The sequence below is a fragment of the Acinetobacter johnsonii genome (assembly GCF_048551975.1).
GTDB lineage: Bacteria > Pseudomonadota > Gammaproteobacteria > Pseudomonadales > Moraxellaceae > Acinetobacter > Acinetobacter johnsonii_A.
In genome coordinates this window covers 28,063-44,828 of sequence record NZ_JBIMCF010000008.1, presented here as the reverse complement: position 1 = coordinate 44,828, position 16,766 = coordinate 28,063, and the positions used below count along the sequence as shown (strand labels likewise).

Sequence of the window (16,766 nt, the reverse complement as noted above, 5' to 3'; positions counted from 1 at the left end):
TCTTCCTTTTTAAGTGAATTACAAAATGATTATTTTGCGCTTGTTTTCCTTATCTTAATGATTAAGCAAAAATATGTAAATGATAATTGTTATCATTAAATTAATTAACCGCCATTTAAACTTTGTTGGTAGAAATGCCATCCATCTTCAAGGGTTTGTTCTAAACTGCGCTTCGCTTTCCAGTGTAAAACCTTGTTCGCTTTACTACACTCGGCTGCGACCTGATCTAATTCTACGATGTTCGAATCCTTCACATCGACTGTCGCAATATCACTTTGCGTCACATTTTCAACTTTTTCAATCAATTGCTGTATCGACACACTTTGACCTGCAATATTAAAAGCTTCACAGGCAAATTGTTGAGTACTTAACCATTGTAACGAAGCGGCAATCGCATCACATGCGTCGAGGATATGTAAAAAACTACGCTCTACGGTATGGTCTGTGGTTTGTGCACTTTTTCTAAGTTCAATGTGATCACGCTGTTTTCCGGCGACTTGCATCAACAGTGGAATAATATTTTTCGGTAAAGGCGGGAACAATTCTCCGAGCATCGCATTTTCAAATGCACCAGCGACATTGCCCATTCTTAAAATTGCAATTTTCCATTCATTATCCGTTTTTGCTGTATCTCGAATAATTTCTTCGACCATTTGCTGCGACTTGATATACGGGTTTGGATAGCCGAAATTCAGCTCCAAATCTTCTTCTAAATGTAGGCTGGATTCACCATAGACCGCAAGACTGGAAAGATGAACCAAAGTGCGTACACCTGTGCGCTGCATGGCACGCAGTAAACTCATGATACAACTGACATTATCATTATAGTATTCCAAAGGCTTCAGTACAGATTCTTCAAGTGATTTAAAACTTGCTGCATGCACCACTGCGTCGATGGAATACTGCTCAAAAACTTTGTTTAAAGCAGGCGTATTTCGTATATCAATTTTGACAAAAGGCACGTACATGCCGCTAATAAATTCTAATCGTTCAAGAGTTTGTAAGTTCGCATTGGATAAATTGTCTACAATAATGACCTCTTGCCCATGCGCCATAAAGCTCAAAGCAATATGAGAGCCTATAAAGCCTAAACCACCAGTCACTAAAATCATTGTATACATACTCCCTATAATAATCAGCAAGTTGCGTTTTATTGGTGTATTTATGGTGTTTAAAATGACTTATCCACAGATATTAAACGCAAAAAACCGACTCAAAATTCTCTTGAGTCGGCCAATCTGCAAGAGCACTATACCATCATTTTAAAGGTTCGGAATACCGCATGTGTTACAGTTGTAGCTATGTACTGTATATCGTTTATGAAAAGAAAAAATTTGTTAGATAAATTGTGAAGCTTTAATTTGATTGCGTAACCTCTCTAGTTTTTGAGTTTAAAGAAATACAGAAATTCTCAGGAAGACTATAAGACAGCTTTCTCTACCAAATTTGTTAAAACATACCCTGATAAGCCCTTAACATTCTCCTCTCACAATCCAACTTTGAAAGCACTTTACTTGCAGTATTAAATGTGCAATTTTTATACATAAAGGTAATGTTTTTTTATTAATCCATTTTTAATACATATTTTTAAAATATATTATATTTATTCTTCATATAAATTTGAAAATCAAATGCTTAAATCTATACTTTTAATTAGTCCATGTGCTTTTTTAACAGCATGTATTGTTGTTGAATATCCTGTACCAGTCGTTGTAAATAAGGACGTAACCACCACTATAGATTATCCAATTAATGCACCTCTTGATCGGTTTAAAGAGGTAAAAATTCGTACCTACGATAATCGCTGTTTAGAGCTTAGTCCTTTCAATGAAAGAGAGCTTTTAGCTTCACGTTGCCAAAATACATCTAATCAGAAGCTGGTCTATCATGAAGATAAAAGCATAACAGTACAAGGAAAATGCTTAGACGTATCTGGCGCAAATAAAAATGATGGTGCTCAAGTTATTGCATACCAGTGTAATAACCAACCAAATCAAAAATGGTTTTTTGATGGTTACCGTATTCGTAGTCAAGATAGCGGTAAATGTCTAGATATCTATAATGGCAAAATGAAGATGTATACCTGCAGTAATAATCTTGGCCAGAAGTTCACTATTACTCCTTTACTATAAAGAGATTTACCGGCTTTGTTACATAAATATTTTTGCAAAATGCTGATTTTTAACGGGTTTTATAGAATTTTAATAAAAAATAAACATAATAAAATCATAGTGTCAGGTGTTTTTGCAACAAAGCCGAATTTAGCTATAGAGTGTGGTTTGATTTTAGGTGGGCGCTTTTTAGTTTTCTGGAAATAGTCGTCTGCATTCATAAATTTCGCCCATTAAAAAACCACCCGAAGGTGGTTCGCTTAAAACAACATCGACATTTGCCCAAACTCATAAATAATTAATGTAAGGACAAAAGCAGAAACCGAGATTACAAGCACATCTTGTGAAGCCATACTTTCCTCCCTTTATTGTTCTTTTTTTATACTCTCACAATTGAAATATTTATCAACACCGAAATAATACATTTCTCACAATTTACAGTCATAGATATGTAAGAAATTATACCCAAAAAGTGTAGTTGTTAAATAAGTGTCTAAGTGCTTAAAAATTTACGCAGTTGCTTTTGTCTTCTTGTAAGTCCAAGCACCTCTTTTCGATTAAGAATTTCATCTTCAGTGAAAGGTAGGTGCTCCTTAAGGTCATCAATCAACATAGAACTATTTTCAATTAAGAAACAGTCTTGTTCTGTTGTCCAATTTGACGTTATGTGCTCAGATTTTTTACGATGTCTTCTCATAAGATAAAATTATACACATGTTCAGTAAGGTGAAAAAGTAGCATAAATTGCTCTAGCTTTTAACTTCCTTCAAGCATTCTCGGCAGACATTAATTTCTTCATGGTTGATTGTATAATCGATCTCAATTGCACCATGAAGGCCAAATAAACACATTAACAATCGAAGCATTACTTTTCTCCATGCAAAAAAAGCCCACATCAGCAGTAGATTGATGTGGGCTTAAACTAAGGACCTTGGAAGTTCATTCTGAAACTACAGCTGTTTCTAGCAGCAATCATGCATAATTATTCGTGAATTTTTTGTGAAAAAAATGAATTAAGAATAAATCAATATTTTATGAATTAACTTTAATTGAAATCTGGGTGGCGACATGCAATACAAACCACTAGGAATAAAAGAACCGCCATACGAGCATCGATATTGCTTATACATAAAACATTTCTGTGAGCATTTGTTGTAATTCTCGTCTTTCCCAGTATCAATCGATTTACTTAGTTAAATGATCTATAACGACATCTAACCGGCTTTGTTGCACAAATCTATCTGTAAAGGGTTTTTCAGCGATATAATTTTCAAATGAAGAAGCCTACACACAAAATCTACCGCACAACCAATTGGCCCGCATATAACCGAGCACTCATGAGTCGCGGAAATATTGCCATTTGGTTTGATCCTGCTACGCAATGGTATGCGCCATCAAAAGGCAAACAAGGGCGAAATCAAACCTACTCCGACGCAGCCATCCAATGCTGCTTAATGATTAAATCCTTATTCCGTCTGTCTTTACGTATGGTCACTGGCTTTGTGCAAAGTCTGATTAAACTTTGCGGATTAAATTGGATAGCTCCAGATTACACCACGCTTTGTAGAAGACAAAAGCATATTGATATTGTAATCAGCTACCAAAAAAGTAGCGATGGGCTGCATCTACTCATGGACTCTACAGGCATGAAGTTTCTAGGTGAGGGCGAATGGAAACGCAAGAAACATGGACCTGAATATCGTCGCAAATGGCGTAAACTTCATATTGGTATAGATGCTAAAACCCTACAAATACGAGCAGTTCAGCTTACAACCAATAATGTCAGTGATTCACAGGTGCTTGGTGATTTACTTAATCAGATTCCACAAGATGAGCAGATTAACTCTGTTTATACCGATGGAGCTTATGACACCAAGCAATGCCGTCAGGTCATTGCAGATCGGCAAGCGCATGCGGTGATTCCACCTAGAAAAAATGCGAAACCATGGAAAGATACAAAGAGTAGCTCGCTAGAGCGAAATGAATTACTTCGAACAATTAAACGTTTAGGCAGGACATTATGGAAAAAATGGTCAGGCTATCATCGGCGAAGTTTGGTTGAAACTAAGATGCATTGCATCAAATTATTAGGAGATAAACTCAGTGCAAGGAGTTTTGATAGCCAAGTGAATGAGATCCATGCACGTGTAGCAGTCCTTAACAGATTTACGGAATTAGGTCGACCACTTACCCAAGTTAGGCCTTAAATTTGGCTCAATTAGGGGCGCTTTGCATTTCAAATCTTTGTGCAACAAAGCCGATACCACCTAAAATCATTGTATACTACCTTTTTATTATGAAGTCCGAATGTACCAAGCAAGGTTTGGACATTCCTCTAGTGAAGTTTGATGAGTACTTTATTACTAATTACCTCCGCACCGAGTTCAATTCATGCATGGCATGCTTTAGGTTTAGCACAAGCATTGAAAGCGAAAAATGAACCCTTTCGAGTGTTTTTCTACCAAGATGCTGTTCAAGTTGCCAATGCCCTGCAATGGGTACCTGACGACCAACGGAATCTATGTTCCGAGTGGCAAAAACTCGCCATTCGTCTACCCGTTTGTGTAAGTGCAGCTTTGGCCCGAGGAATTACCGATGCCGAAAATGCACAGCGTCATCAGTTAGCACAGCATAATCTTGCGACAGGTTTTGACTTGGTAGGCCTAGGGGAACTGGCCGATGCTGTTCAGTCTGCAGAGCGCTTAATTCAATTCTAAGTGCTCAGTTTTCAAGAATTTGTTGCTTTTAAAAGGTATATTGTGTGAAATCTGTACTGGTTATTTTAACCGAAGCCAATTTGAACTCTTTGCAAGTGCATGAAAGCCTCTCTGCAACCATGGTTCTTGCAACTTTTGGCTGTGAAGTCAAAGTCTTATTACAAGATGCTGCACTCAGCTTATTAAACAATGCTCAATCATTTGAACCCTTAAAACATGCGTTTAAACTGGCTTCAAACATGGTTGATAGCTTTGAGTTTTATGACTTAAGCCCGATTTGGATTGAAACCAACAATCAAGCTTCTGCTTTTGTTCAACAAACCGAGCAAGAAATCGAATATGTTGAACTTAATGCCAATTTAATACAACAGTTTGACCATGTATTATATTGGTAAGGAGCCAGCTATGAGCAAAACACTTTATCTCGTGCAGTCTCCATTTTCCGCGACGGAACAAGCACTGAGTAAATTACAAAACCTCTATCAATCAGGGGATGATGTGGTTTTAATGGGCGATGCAGCACTTTATATAGATCATACTTTTATTCAGCAGTTAGCTTGTGTATTTGTGCTTGAACAGGATGCTGAAAATATTGCTGCTGTCCATCCGAGTAATTTAGAAACCATCAGCTATACTAGGTTTGCTGAGCTATCCTTAAACCATAGTCGTTGTATCAGTTTGAAATAGTTTTGAGTGTTTAGATGAATTTAGAATTAGACCAAGATGGTCATTTAGTCGATTACACCATTTGGAATCAAGAAGTTGCAAAAGAGTTAGCAAAATCTTTAGAACTTGAATTGACCGATTGGCACTTTGAAATCCTCATGGCAGTGCGTCAGTTTTACCAACAGTTTGGACACTCACCTGCAACACGTCCACTAATTAAGTTTTTAATGAAAACAGTCAGTGCAGACATCAATAATGCCATACTGCAAGAAAAGTTTAATACTGGGCTTGTAGCGCGTCATCTGAGTCGTTTGGCAGGCGTGCCAAAACCTGCAAACTGTTTATAAACTTAAGCTTGTTTAACGTCTGATTGAACAGCTAAAGCATCGACATAAACCTGTGTCGGTATCGCTTTGATGTCTTTGGCATGTATGGCATCACCACATTCATTACAAACCAAATGTGGCTGAATGCTATGCCCGCAGGTTTTATGAATAAATTGCACGGGACGACCTAAACCCTCGTCCATCCATTGATCGGCCCATGTTGCCATGGACATCAGCACTGGGTATAAAGCCAGACCTTTTTCAGTCAGACAATATTCAAAGCGCTCTTGGCGATCTGTATAGGGTCTTTTCTCCAAAATTTTATGTTCAACCAAACGCTTTAAACGCTCAGAAAGCACATGTCGAGTGACACCTAAGTTTTGTTGAAAACTTTCAAAACGGCGTGCACCCAAGAATGCATTTCGTAAAATCAACATCGTCCACCGATCGCCAATCACCGACAGCGTTCGTGCAATTGAACACGGTTGTTCCCCGATCTCATCCCATTTCATTGTAAAAAAACCAAGTCTCTCTTAGGTCTAACGTTAAAAGATTTAAGACCATAAGAAAAGCTCTTTTTATCAAGCCTTTCTTATGGTGTTTTAACATTTAAGACGGCTCAAAGAGATCTGAATATCATGAAGACTTAAGCACAGCTCATTTCAGCCTTTTGAGGTTGGTCAGGGATCATAAAGTCTTCCATTCCCAACTCACCATTTTGATATTCATTGATACGTTTTTGAATGACATAATACAGCGCTTTTTTGTGCGCTTTTGACAGGTTCATCTGTTGAAGTTGCTGCTTCAGATGTCCTAACAATACATCCATGGGTTGGTTCTCTTCTTCCATCAAATACAAATAGCCAAAGATCGCACCACTTAATAGTGCTTCAAAAGAAAATCCATGCGAGACATTGTACGCGACCGATGAAAATACACGTTCAAATGCACTCAACTTACGCAGTGGATCACGCCCAACCCGACGACATGGGTCTTTATACGCATACTGGCAAGATTGATCAAAACTTCGGGCTAAACGCGTTAAATCATTTTTGCGTTTTGGCAGGTAATGCGTCAGACCCTGCGTTACTTCTGCAAGCAGTTTTTCAACATAATACTGCACTCGCGGATCGCCCATCGCCACACCAATAGTCTGATGCCCGAGTAGGCTGGCATACCACGCAGTCATGGCATGTACGCCATTCCATAAGCGGTTTTTAATGAGCTGAATATCTGAAATTTGATCTACCAAGATCATTTGACGCATTTTACTAAGTAAGGGACTTTTGTTTTCCACATAGATCGGCATATCCATTTCAGCATTGAATAGAATTAAATCCATATGTTGTAAAATATGACTCGGTTGAAAATTTTGTCTTAAATCTTCTACATATTCACTGGCACGGCGCTCTTGTTCCGCACTCAGTTTACTGACATCTTCAATTTCAATTTGATTACTCTCGTCATCAAGTTGATATTGCTTAAAAATATTGTATTTAATGCACAGTTGACGATATAGATTTTTATCGCTCAGCTTAGATACCATACGGTTCACAACCGTATCGCAGAAATAGTGCTGCTCTAAAATAAAATCAGCAACAGCATGGTCTGTTAATTCTACCAAGGCTTTACGTACCTGTTCTAGAACCAACTGCTTGGCACCAATTTTATTTAAGATAATTAACAGCGTCATTGGAGTTTGAACTTGCTCATCTTGCGCCAGATAGCGTGCATAGAGGCCCTGTGCAATGGTTGCAGCTTCACTGGCTAATGCATTTTCAGCTAAACAAATCGCAATTAAACTCGACTCGACGTACATGGCATGCATCTGCTGTAAGTCTTCAGCATCAATAATATGCATATTTTCAATACGCTCATCATAAGACACTTGCCCATAACGTATGCAATATGCGCCAAAAGCATTTACGGCAGAACGGTATAAACTGTTACGTGTAGACGCATAGATTTTTTTAGGACGCGTATAGCCATCCCAATGCGACAAGATTTGTGTAATATAGCCTCCGCCAATGGCGCCAAATCCGTGAATTCCAACAGTGAGTTGATTTAAAGTTTGAGGAAAGCTTTCTTGTAAGTTGGGCATTTCCAGATGTGAGCTGTAGATATCTAATTCCGTTAGATAGTCATACATATTTTCAAAATAATAATTGGCATGTGCCAACATGCTTGCATTGGGTTCTTTAATATCTTTGAACAGTACACAGATGCCCCCAGCATCATGTGCCGAGCGGATACCATTTTCAGAGTCTTCAAACATGAAACACTGCGCTGGTTCAAGGTTTAGTTTTTGTGCTGCACTTAAGAAAATTTCAGGATGTGGTTTTCCCTTTTCAACCTCATCACCACAGACCAAAACATCAAAAAATTTATAAACATTGGCATTGATTAAATACTCTTCAGCAATCGCTCTTCGGCTAGAAGTCGCCACGGCCATACGTAATCCTGCTTTACGTAAGCGTTCTAGAACTTGTACCAAACCTTTTTTAATCGGCACACCATATTGGCGCACTGTTTCTAATTCTAATTCATCTGCCCGTTTACGAATCTCTGCATAGGGAACTTCCTGCCCATATTGCTTTTGCGCCAAGGCTTCCGCACTTCGGGCGCTTAAGCCTAAACATGCCATAAGGTAGGCATCTGAAAACTCGACCCCAATTAGCTCTTTGGATGCCTGTTTCAAGGTTTGAAACCGTAAACGTTCGGTATCAAACATTGTTCCATCCATGTCAAAAAGCGCACCGTGCACAATATCATTCTTAAATTTGAACATTTAGCCTCCGTTTTTATGTTTGCACTTAGACTATACAAAAATCGGGCACAGAGACTCTGATCTGATTTTATGAAACATTTTTGTTTACTTATTAATCAATAAATTAGTATTTAGACATTTTTTTGTAAACGTAAGGTAACAATAGGTAATCAAAACATAACCAGAGTGATCATTTTTTAATAAAGCGTGTCTGAAGATGAACTATCTAAAAATGAATTTGATCTTTATATTCATCAACGATCGATAACCATGCACGAGTTGCAGGATTCATCACTACGGTTGAATTCCATGCCATATTTAAGTTCCACCTCAAGCTAGGTTGTTCCACTAAACTGACACTGAATTTTGCGCGATCTAACTGCTCACAATAAATTTGCGGCAATAAAGCAATACCGACACCTGACTCGACCATTTTGGCAATAAAGTCCCACTGGCTACTTTTGCATAACACTTTGGGTTCAAAACCAGCCGCCATCGCCGCATCTAGAATCACATGGTTTAAAGTAAAGGTGTCTGCATACAGTAAAAATGACTCTTCTTGAAGTTCAGCAAACTGCACCACATCGCGCTTTCTCCACTGTGAATCGTAGTTAGAAAGCAAACACAAAGGTGAATCGATAATTTGAATGCCTTGAATGCTGGGTTTTAACTCGCCCAATAAAATCCCAACGTCAATTTTTTTGGCCAAAATGGCTTCTTCAATGCCTGTTGCACCGACTTCTAAAAAGTTCAACTCAATGTTGGGATACAATTTGTGAAATTTAACAATTAAGGAACTCAACAATACTGAGCCTAAAGGTGGTAAACCCAATCTCAGCACACCTTGTTTCAACCCACGAATTTGATCTGCAGCTTCAAAGATCTGTTGCTCCTGCTGCAAAATCTGCACAGCATGTAAATAGACTTGCTCTCCCATATAGGTCAGTTTGACTTCTCGCTTACGCCCTGCCTCGCCTTTATGAAATAGAGGCAGTCCTATCTCGTCTTCTAACTGTTTTAAAGATTTACTAATAGTGGGTTGAGTCACAGATAGTTCCTCCGCAGCAATACTAAAACTGTGACTTTTCACCAGCTGCACAAATATTTTTAGCGCTTTAAAATCCAAAATTATTCCAATTAAGCATAATTATTATTTTATTATTCATAATTACACGATCAGGTCAAACTTAAAATAACACCAACAACTTATACCCTGTGGTCTTACAATGCGTTCGTTCAAATTGCCTTATCGTTCTACTCTTCAAGTAGGTTTGCTGATTGGGATTTGGTATCTCGGAACGCTGATACAAGTCGCCATGTCTTTACCAATATCAGGTGGGGTCGTAGGTCTAACGCTTTTACTTATTTCTCTGTTAGCGGGTGTATTTAAGCTGGACTGGATTAAGTCGGGTTCGGATTTACTTTTAGCTGAACTGTTGTTGTTTTTTATTCCTTGTATTATTGGGTTAATTAAATATAAACATCTTTTTATTACCCAAGGTTGGCAACTGGTTTTATCTATTGTACTTGGAACCATTTGCGTGATGACCTGCACTGCCTACTGTGTTTTCTTGGGCTTTAAGCTTGAGGCCAAGTTTCAAAAAAAGCACAAGCAGTCACATCAGCTGAAAAGTCAAATTTAAGGAACGATCATGCATATTCATTTCGTTGCCTTGATCTGTTTTATCGGAACGGTACTGGCCTATCTTTGGGGTAAAAAGTTTTATCAGAAACACCCGTATGTATTGCTCTCACCAGCGGTTTTTATTCCCTGTCTGATTATTTTGTGTCTAGTGTTTTTCAACATTCAGTATGACAACTATATGTACTACAGCAAATGGTTAGTCTGGATGTTAGGCCCTGCAACGGTGGCGTTTGCCATCCCGATCTATGAATATCGCAAAGTCATTCAACAGCATGCTTTTTCGATTGCTTTGGGCATTATCGTAGGTATGTTGGTTGGCGTAGTCAGCTCTTTTTACTTGGCACGTTTATTCCATTTCGATGCTGCAACCAGTTATAGTTTGATGAGCCGCTCTATCTCTACCCCTTTTGCCATGGAAGTCACTCAAGCCGTCGGAGGCTCAGTCGAGCTGGTGATTTTATTCACTGTGATTACGGGGATCGTTGGTGGACTCTTGGCCAACACCGTATTACTTGTTCTAAAATTGGATTCTAAATTTGCTCAAGGTGCATCCTTGGGTAGTGCCGCACATGGTTTTGGTACCAGTACCGCGTTCAAACGTCATAAAGAAGAAGGTGTCGCGGCCTGCCTCAGTATGGTTTTGGCCGGTATTTTCATGGTGCTGTTTGGCCCAAGTTTAATTCACGCTGTCGTTTATCTTCTTGGTTAATCCTCTTCGATAAAGGATCTCATGCCACACTACTGAGATCCTTGTTGGTTTGTATGTGTTTAAAGCTGAAGTACAACATCAGCGCCATCATCAATACCAATAAAAAACAATAAGGTAAATGCTAATTCCACTGATATAAGCCTGTACTTAGTAAAGGTGCAAAACGAAACTCAGTGCTTGCGTAGCTGTGCATAAACTGGCAATTTTAGTTTGTAGCATGGTTGGTGCGGTTTGGGCTGCCTCTGTGGTAAAAGCTGGAATTAAACAAGCCACGCCGATACCATAAAAAAGATAAGCCGCTTGGAAAGTCCAAATCTGACTAGCACTCAGTGAAAGTAATAAACCTAAAACCATCGTCACAAGACCAATCCAAAGTAATTGTTTAATTGATCATTTAAAGCGTTTTGAAATCGCCAATTGCATCAAAACGAGCGCTATCCCCACAATCAATGAACACTGAGAAAAATACATTGCACTCTGATAGGTATCGAAATGGAATCGATCTTGGATATAAAAACCAGCGGTTAAATTCAGGGTGACAATCGCAACATATAAGCTAAAACCCAGCAACAACCAAATCCCTAACTTTGACCATTGCAGCTTTTCTGTAGACACGTCTTGTAATTTAGCCGTGGTTTCATCTCGTTCTTGTGTATGTAACGCTTGCTTCCCTTGAAAGCCTAGTACAATCCAAGCCGCCATAGCCGTTAGAATAGCCACTGGGCCCCATAACGGTGTCAACATTCTCCATGTCAGCAATAATGTCGTCGCTAAAGGACCTATCACCACGCCTAGGCTATTCAGCGCGCCAAACTTTGCCATATTCTGGCTACGTTCCTGTTCACTGTGAAAAGCCGTCATGACATAACTTTGCAGCGCAATTTGTGGCATCGCCATAAAAAAGCCAGTACTGGCACGGGTCAATATCAGTAAGCTAAACAATAAATGACATGGCATAACTCAGTCCATAGCTGAGTACCGCCGCAAATAAGCCCCAAGCGATCGCCATACCGATAAAACCGATACTTAACAATTGATAAATGATGAATTTTTGAGTTTGTTTAGAAATATAAATAGCTGAGATAGCCATCACCAAACCACCAGCCGAAACCAACGCTCCACCTTGCAGTTCCGTCAGTCCCAGTTGCCGAATAAACGGTGCAAGTAAAGGTAAAATCATCGAAAAACAAGCGCCATTGGCAAGGCTGCCTGCAATAAAGATTTTGTTATTGCTATTGATTTTATTATTGAAACCATTTCTTAATGGCGAGATTACAAAGCAAAGAGGTAGCTGAAAGCTACCTCTAGTTGTGCAATTAGTATTTTAATGTGTAGCTCAAACCATAGGTTCGACCTTGAGCTGCTAAGCTTGAAATAGCACCATAAACTGACTCCACAGCTTGACTATAGACTGATTTGTAGTCCGCATTCCAAACGTTATACACACCAAAGCCCACAGTACCAGGACCTGCTTTTGCATTGGCTATGACGTCCATTGTTGCAAAGCCTTTAATTTCAGCAGGAACCGTTGAACCATACTTTACAGCATCTTTTTTGGCTTTATCTGTACCACCGATAGCAAGAGCTTGAACACGCAGGCTCATGTCATTGTTAAACTGCCACTCAGAAAATGCTGTACCTTTCAGTGGTGCAACACGGATTGCATCTAGCTCTTGCCACTTTCCTGCGGTATTTTTAAATTGTCCGCGGGTGTAAGCCATGGTTCCACCCACTATCCAATTTGGCTGTAGTCGATATGACAGATTTCCTTCAATACCATAAACGCGTTCATCGGTATCTAGTACTTCAATCGTGTAGTTGGGACGGCCAAATTTTAAACTTTTATCTGAGTCATTATAGAAAGTGGTGACACTCGCATTTAAACCGTTTGCAGCTTGTACACGCCATCCCAGCTCATAGTTATTGACTTTAATTGGATCAATAGTTTGACTATTCACAGTAAAACTTGCGGGTACATCACGAAGCATACGTTGAATATCAGGTAAATTTGATCCTTGAGAAAAGTTTGCAAAAATTTGTTGAGCATCTGTTAAGTGATAAAGCGCGCCCAAATTAAATAATGTCGCATCATGCTTTACCTTACCGCCATTTAAAGTCTTGGCTTGGTAGCCTGGTTGCAAGTCAGCGGTAATTGCCTCTAAATAAGGCGTTGATTCATCAACTTGGCTTTCTACACGTTCATAACGCACCCCTGCTTTTAAGCCTAAGCGATCTATCACATCAAAGTCTGTTTGAATGAAGGTACCCAACTTTTCTGTTTCGACATCTGGCCCAAAAGCATAATAATTAAAAGGCTTATAATTTAGACCGTTACTAGCCACAAATGCAGCACTATCGTACATTTGAATATTTTGTTCATCTTGTTCATTTTCATAGTCAATACCATAGCTGAGTCCCAACTTCCGACCATTTAAATCAAACTGTTTCTGCAAAGCAACACGCGCACCGTACACATCAATATCTGTTTCCGATTGATAAACGAGGTATAAACCGCCACCCATTGCTTGGGCTGAAGGAAACCAACGTGCCTGTTCGTTACGATAATACGCTTCGGCATTTAAGGTATGACCCAATACATTTTGATTTTCATATTGTGTATTAAACGCATAGCGTTCAGTTTGAGGTTGAGTCTCAAGTTGCATGCCTTTAACTGCAGCAAGGCTGGCTGTATAGGTCGGGTCTCGTTTTACATAAGCTAAATTTGGACCATAGTCAGGTCCATACTCACTGTCTTGTTGATCATTAAAATATTGTGCACCAAAACTTAAACTTTGTTCATCTGAAATATTCCACGTCAAACGGCCATTGAGGTCCAATGTGTCCGTATCTTGGCGGTCAGTCTGCGCAACCTCAGGTCCTATGCGATTGCCATGGCTATCCTGAATTTCACCGCGAGTGGTGTAACTTGCACCGAAAGCACCTTGCAATACACCTTGATTAAATAAGACACTTTGTGATGCTTCATAGGCCATAGCATCTGATTTAAAGTTATTTCCCGCAGTCATCCCAACTTTAGTTTCAAAGCTAATCGGGTCTTGGCCACCACGTTTGGTAATAATATTAATAATCCCGCCTGTTGCTCCCGAGCCATAAATACTGGTTGCTCCTGAAACCACTTCAATACGCTCAATCATAGACGGTTGAATGCTATTTAACTGACGTGAACCATCGCGATAACCTGTTTGCGGTACACCATCAATCATGTATTGCACTACACGACCGCGCATGGTCATACCATAGTTTGAGGTCGTTCCACTACTCGGTGTCAGAGATGGAACTAACATTCCCAAGATATCTGCAATACTCTTTCCTGCATTGGCCTGTTTTTCAATTTCAGCTTGATCAATGCTATAAACTGTCCCCGCAATATCCGCAATGCTCTTTGCAGAACGAGTTGCTGTCATCACAATCGGTGCCAGTTGTGTAGCTTCTTTTTGTTTAGCTTCAACACGGCTTGTTTGGCTATCTAATGTTGTAGTGACATTATCTTGTGCATACAATTGTGTACATACAGCAAGTGTTAAACAAGTCAACTGCATAGGTAACATAAAACGGCTCATATCTTTTTCCTTTTATTAAATTTCTTGATTCAAAAGTTTTGTTGAGTTTTTTGATGACGTGAAATGATGTATTGGCTCAGTAGTACACTGACCACAGACGCAACCGTCAATACCATATAAAAATTGCCATAGCCAAGTGATTTGGCTAAAAAGCCCGATGTGGCTCCCCCGATGAAATAAACCAACAGTTCAAAACACACTAAAATGGTGAAATCAGTGCCTGCCTGTTCTTTAGAACTGCTTTGCATGAAATAGGCATATAACGAAGTCATCGCGACATAACGAATCGCAAGCATGACAATGACAAATCCCCCCAAGAGCAAATGCCACTGGTTTAACCAACCCAAAATAATGGCTACACCAATCACCCCATACAACGCTGTTCGGCACCACCCCGCCCAAATGAGCAACTGTGTAGCCTGAATTTTTTTCAATAAAAATGCGGCACTCACAGCAGCCAACAAACCAACACCAGCTCCAATCACAGACATCAGTACCCCAATTTGGGCAAGCGTCCATTTCTGGTCAATCAGCATTGGATTGAGCATCGCCATTGCCGGTGCTTCAACCACGCGATAACACAGGATCAGTGCCAAGGCAGATAGAATCTCTGGTCGTTTAAAAGCACGGATTAAGCTTGGGGCTTGTTTAGCGATATTCGTCTGTTCGTTTGCATTTTCTTGAATATAAAAAACAGCAAACATGGTCAATGCTGTCATGAGTGCTAAACACACTAATGCGCTTTCCCAACCGTAATATTGGTATAGCCATAATGTCGCTGCACCACCCAACATACTCCCCAAAGCGACCCCAATACTTTGTGCCATACTGCCTAGATGGTACTCAGACGCTGAAAAGGTTTCTACGGTATAACCATCTATGGCAATGTCTTGAGTCGCCGCAAAGCTTGAAATCCACAAGCCAATCACAATAAACACCACCAGCCCATAAGAGAACTGGGTAAATGCCAAGGCCAATACCCCAAGTACTAGGGCTACTTGTGTAAAGAGCAGCCATGTTTTTCGTTTCCCTAACTTCTTGATATAGAGTCGGTCAATCAGTGGTGCCCATAAAAATTTAAAAGCCCATGGAATATAAAGCAGTGACAACATTCCAATCCAACGTAAGTCTACCCCCTGATGTCGCAAAATAGCGGGTAATGCCACATTGTAAAAATACAAAGGCAAGGCATGCGCCAGATATAAAACAATAACAACGGCTAGGCTCAAAGCTGAGATTTGGCTTGTTGCTCTTTGTGTATTTAGGTTTTGCATATCCACCTCTGCACGGCCCATTGCAGTGCATCAGAATGATCAAGCGTGACGTAATAAGGCACCCGCCACGCAGCATGCAGTGCGGGTGTATTCAGTCGTTGTTGATCTGCCGGGTCTTGTGCGATTCGGACTAAACCCAAACAATATTGAAAAAAAAGCTGTTTGTATGTTTTGTACCAAGCCGCTTGCAGTTGACGATATTCTTCCGGAAATTCCGTACCAACGTCGGTTTGCATGACCAAAGCAAAGTTTTGTTTCTTTAAGAAAAAACGTTCAATTTGGCTGAGCCATTGTTCAAATTCGGCGACAGTGACATGCGCTGAAAAGCGCATGTCCATGATTTGTATATGTTCTGAGCTATAGCTCATGTAAGTTCCTCAGTCCTATTGAGTGGGTTATGGTTTTGCATAAATGCATTTGAATCAGTTAAATACCCTCCAAATTTTTCATAGAATTTTTGTTTAAAGCAACAATACAACATGGCCGTTTTTTCAGGCATCGGGATCAAGCGCTGCGCCTCATAGCACATTTCTTCCACTACTACGGCATAAGGTTTAACGGTGTGGTCAGGCTCCCCGACAATTTTGTCGGAGAGTGCATTTTCAAAAATATAGAAACCTAATAGCCACATCACTGGACGCAAGTAGCCTTTACCAAAAGCCGACTTTTCACCAAACAATAAATGCCAACCGAGGTCTAAATCATCACCATCGTAATAACGCCCTAGACGGTCACGCTTGCCTTCATAGATTTCGGTATAGCCGACATCCTACCCATCCCCCCCAACGATCAACAAACGGTGATGGTCATCGGCCAGCATTTTTTCAAAATACACCGTGAGATCAATTTCAGACTTATTCCAAGCTCATTTCATGTAATTATGTTTCTTAAAGGTGTTCACGTTAGCCAACGCTGCAAAATAATATTAATGATAATTATTACCATTAATATTTGCAATTTTGTTTATTTT

The 16,766-nt window shown here is 39.8% G+C and carries 16 protein-coding genes and 2 pseudogenes; 8 read left to right on the top strand and 10 right to left on the bottom strand.

Going from position 1 to position 16,766, the window contains the following annotated elements:
* Window positions 1–104: 104 nt before the first annotated feature.
* Complete coding sequence (locus tag ACG9ZB_RS08490; RefSeq protein ID WP_419325337.1) at window positions 105–1,112, bottom strand: NAD-dependent epimerase/dehydratase family protein; 1,008 nt, start codon at window positions 1,110–1,112, stop codon at window positions 105–107.
* Between the two features lie 519 nt (window positions 1,113–1,631).
* Here ACG9ZB_RS08490 and ACG9ZB_RS08485 point away from each other — a divergent pair.
* Window positions 1,632–2,132 (top strand): ricin-type beta-trefoil lectin domain protein, encoded by a 501-nt coding sequence (locus ACG9ZB_RS08485; RefSeq protein WP_419325336.1) that lies wholly within the window; start codon window positions 1,632–1,634, stop codon window positions 2,130–2,132.
* A 472-nt stretch (window positions 2,133–2,604) separates the two neighbouring features.
* On the opposite strand, the gene ACG9ZB_RS08480 is transcribed toward ACG9ZB_RS08485, so the two are convergent.
* On the bottom strand, window positions 2,605–2,808 hold the full coding sequence (locus ACG9ZB_RS08480; protein ID WP_419325335.1) for an acyl-CoA thioesterase: 204 nt from the start codon (window positions 2,806–2,808) through the stop codon (window positions 2,605–2,607).
* Between the two features lie 577 nt (window positions 2,809–3,385).
* On the opposite strand from ACG9ZB_RS08480, the gene ACG9ZB_RS08475 reads away from it, so the two are divergent.
* The 5 genes from ACG9ZB_RS08475 (at window position 3,386) to ACG9ZB_RS08455 (ending at window position 5,841) form a co-directional block, all read left to right on the top strand.
* Window positions 3,386–4,318 (top strand): IS5-like element ISAba12 family transposase, encoded by a 933-nt coding sequence (locus ACG9ZB_RS08475; protein WP_419325334.1) that lies wholly within the window; start codon window positions 3,386–3,388, stop codon window positions 4,316–4,318.
* Between the two features lie 141 nt (window positions 4,319–4,459).
* A complete protein-coding gene (gene tusD, locus ACG9ZB_RS08470; RefSeq protein ID WP_348928304.1) occupies window positions 4,460–4,828 on the top strand; it encodes a sulfurtransferase complex subunit TusD in 369 nt (122 codons plus the stop codon).
* A 44-nt stretch (window positions 4,829–4,872) separates the two neighbouring features.
* On the top strand, window positions 4,873–5,223 hold the full coding sequence (locus ACG9ZB_RS08465) for a hypothetical protein (protein ID WP_348928302.1): 351 nt from the start codon (window positions 4,873–4,875) through the stop codon (window positions 5,221–5,223).
* Window positions 5,224–5,233: 10 nt separating this feature from the next.
* Window positions 5,234–5,515 carry a DsrH/TusB family sulfur metabolism protein gene (locus ACG9ZB_RS08460; RefSeq protein ID WP_419325333.1) on the top strand — a complete coding sequence of 94 codons (282 nt, stop codon included), beginning with the start codon at window positions 5,234–5,236 and terminating at the stop codon, window positions 5,513–5,515.
* Between the two features lie 14 nt (window positions 5,516–5,529).
* A complete protein-coding gene (locus ACG9ZB_RS08455; protein ID WP_004979945.1) occupies window positions 5,530–5,841 on the top strand; it encodes a TusE/DsrC/DsvC family sulfur relay protein in 312 nt (103 codons plus the stop codon).
* 2 nt (window positions 5,842–5,843) lie between these two features.
* Here the strand turns inward: ACG9ZB_RS08455 and ACG9ZB_RS08450 are convergent, their stop codons facing one another.
* From ACG9ZB_RS08450 to ACG9ZB_RS08440, 3 genes are all read right to left on the bottom strand, one after another.
* A complete protein-coding gene (locus ACG9ZB_RS08450; RefSeq protein ID WP_419325332.1) occupies window positions 5,844–6,332 on the bottom strand; it encodes a winged helix-turn-helix transcriptional regulator in 489 nt (162 codons plus the stop codon).
* A gap of 134 nt (window positions 6,333–6,466) precedes the next feature.
* Window positions 6,467–8,608 carry a bifunctional mannitol-1-phosphate dehydrogenase/phosphatase gene (gene mtlD, locus ACG9ZB_RS08445; protein ID WP_419325331.1) on the bottom strand — a complete coding sequence of 714 codons (2,142 nt, stop codon included), beginning with the start codon at window positions 8,606–8,608 and terminating at the stop codon, window positions 6,467–6,469.
* Between the two features lie 205 nt (window positions 8,609–8,813).
* On the bottom strand, window positions 8,814–9,713 hold the full coding sequence (locus ACG9ZB_RS08440) for a LysR substrate-binding domain-containing protein (RefSeq protein ID WP_419325330.1): 900 nt from the start codon (window positions 9,711–9,713) through the stop codon (window positions 8,814–8,816).
* Between the two features lie 100 nt (window positions 9,714–9,813).
* Between ACG9ZB_RS08440 and ACG9ZB_RS08435 the strand changes: the two genes are divergently transcribed.
* Both ACG9ZB_RS08435 and ACG9ZB_RS08430 read left to right on the top strand, forming a co-directional pair.
* Window positions 9,814–10,230, top strand: a complete 417-nt coding sequence (locus tag ACG9ZB_RS08435) for a CidA/LrgA family protein (RefSeq protein WP_419325329.1) — start codon at window positions 9,814–9,816, stop codon at window positions 10,228–10,230.
* A 9-nt stretch (window positions 10,231–10,239) separates the two neighbouring features.
* The gene (locus ACG9ZB_RS08430) at window positions 10,240–10,941 is read left to right on the top strand and encodes an LrgB family protein (RefSeq protein ID WP_004693320.1); all 702 of its coding nucleotides are present in this window, start codon (window positions 10,240–10,242) and stop codon (window positions 10,939–10,941) included.
* 19 nt (window positions 10,942–10,960) lie between these two features.
* Here ACG9ZB_RS08430 and ACG9ZB_RS08425 read toward each other — a convergent pair.
* The 5 genes and pseudogenes from ACG9ZB_RS08425 to ACG9ZB_RS08405 all read right to left on the bottom strand — a co-directional run.
* Window positions 10,961–12,181: pseudogene (locus ACG9ZB_RS08425) on the bottom strand (MFS transporter).
* A 76-nt stretch (window positions 12,182–12,257) separates the two neighbouring features.
* Window positions 12,258–14,522, bottom strand: a complete 2,265-nt coding sequence (locus tag ACG9ZB_RS08420) for a TonB-dependent receptor (RefSeq protein WP_419325328.1) — start codon at window positions 14,520–14,522, stop codon at window positions 12,258–12,260.
* A 29-nt stretch (window positions 14,523–14,551) separates the two neighbouring features.
* Window positions 14,552–15,817, bottom strand: coding sequence for an MFS transporter (locus ACG9ZB_RS08415; RefSeq protein ID WP_419325327.1), 1,266 nt, complete (start codon window positions 15,815–15,817; stop codon window positions 14,552–14,554).
* On the bottom strand, window positions 15,784–16,164 hold the full coding sequence (locus ACG9ZB_RS08410) for a hypothetical protein (RefSeq protein WP_419325326.1): 381 nt from the start codon (window positions 16,162–16,164) through the stop codon (window positions 15,784–15,786). The genes ACG9ZB_RS08415 and ACG9ZB_RS08410 overlap by 34 nt, the downstream gene beginning before the upstream one ends.
* Window positions 16,161–16,655, bottom strand: a pseudogene (locus ACG9ZB_RS08405) (GNAT family N-acetyltransferase); the annotation flags it as partial. The pseudogene ACG9ZB_RS08405 and the gene ACG9ZB_RS08410, both read right to left, overlap by 4 nt.
* Window positions 16,656–16,766: the final 111 nt, after the last annotated feature.